Origin of the sequence: Bathymodiolus platifrons methanotrophic gill symbiont (assembly GCF_002189065.1) — a bacterium.
Classification (GTDB): Bacteria; Pseudomonadota; Gammaproteobacteria; order Methylococcales; family Methylomonadaceae; genus Methyloprofundus.
The window spans coordinates 1-1,409 of sequence record NZ_BDMN01000348.1 but is presented as its reverse complement, the minus strand read 5'-3'; the positions used below and the strand labels follow the sequence as shown (position 1 = coordinate 1,409).

Annotated in this window: 1 protein-coding gene; it reads right to left on the bottom strand. The window is 36.3% G+C overall.

Annotated elements, in window-relative coordinates:
- Positions 1-704: 704 nt before the first annotated feature.
- A complete protein-coding gene (locus tag CDZ78_RS17310; protein ID WP_087871107.1) occupies positions 705-1,334 on the bottom strand; it encodes a hypothetical protein in 630 nt (209 codons plus the stop codon).
- Positions 1,335-1,409 lie beyond the last annotated feature (75 nt).

Genomic DNA, 1,409 nt, shown 5'->3' with positions numbered 1-1,409 from the left:
GCTGGGATGCCCAAAACAAGCTTTCGCAAAAATAGCGACTCCCCGATCTACATCATGAACAGATTAAACGAATTTGTCAGCTTAGACTCATTCTATATTGGAATACGGTGCTGTTTTCAGACTCATTTCATATTGGAGAAGGCTAAAACTGGCGTGTTCACTCTAAATATGTGATGATTTTCAATACCTACGCCAATTTTAATTTAAGCCAAAAATGACAATCTTACACCTATATAAATCAATCACTTATAGATTGTAAAATTCATAAAAATGAGTGTATTTTCATTTTGGTTAGCCATCATCTACACTGCACAGTATAGTAGTAGCGTTACTACAAACTACTACAAATATATGTCATAAACCACTAAAGCGATCATGGACGCTGGCTAGCATTGGTTGAAATGACACTTTTGGGCGTTTAGTTTTTATTGAGGTTCTGTCGCAGAAAACAAAACTATCCCTATTATCTACGATCATAAGATGTAATTTTACCCAAAGTAGGTTAGCATTCTCAATTAAAAATGACGTCATTATTTAAGTAATTATTTTTCCTGAGCACCAGGCCATACTTGGCTTATCCGTTCAATTGTCGCGATGGGGTGATAATATTTTTCTCCTGCATGATGCTCTATTTATGAGCGGCATAAAAACAGGTTATAGCTGGTTTTACACAAATATTTGTTTTTTGCGACAGAACCAAAAATTTAAAGGTCTTTTCTATTTTTCCGCGAGAGCATGCGTTTAGCATCGTCAAAGATATGTTGGTTCTCCTTAGTTTGAACAGACTGAACGTTAACTTTAAAATATTTCGCTTTAACATAGACACCACCTATAGCAACCTCAATCAGTATGCCAAACATGTTGAGTCGATTATCAGCACACAGAGAAACTGAGCTTCCTTTGTCTTTTACCTTTTTCCATTCAAAATCATGGTGAGATTTTTGCATCCAGACAAAGAGTAATTTATCATCGTGAGCGTATGCAAAGTAAGCTGAAGGCTTTTTCATAGTTGTTTTTCTTATCGTTGAAAGACAAGTAGCAAGCTGCTTACGTTGTTGTTTACCATAATCTCGAATAAGGCTTTCAGCTAATAACCATCCAGGTGATTGGGTAGTGTCTAATGCTTTAAGCAATTTCAAAACCTCATCAGGAAACGCTTGAATCGGAACGGGTTCGGTTTCCCAGCTTTCACTTTTGAAGAATTCGTCGATCACATTGGACATACTCCAATCATGCTTACCTTCCTTGATCTTTTGATCATATCTGTTATAAGTTATATAAGTTCCAAGGTGATCGAATTCGTCATACAGATAAGTGTTGCTTATGCCAGCCATAGACTGTCGAAACTCTATATAATGCGAAAATATAATCCCCCAGCAAATCCAGACAAGAAATCAAAGCAATCTTAT

What these genes read in the sequence shown, in the direction of transcription:
- CDZ78_RS17310 (WP_087871107.1), bottom strand. Translation starts at nt 1,334, where the DNA reads ATGGCTGGCATAAGCAACACTTATCTGTATGACGAATTCGATCACCTT.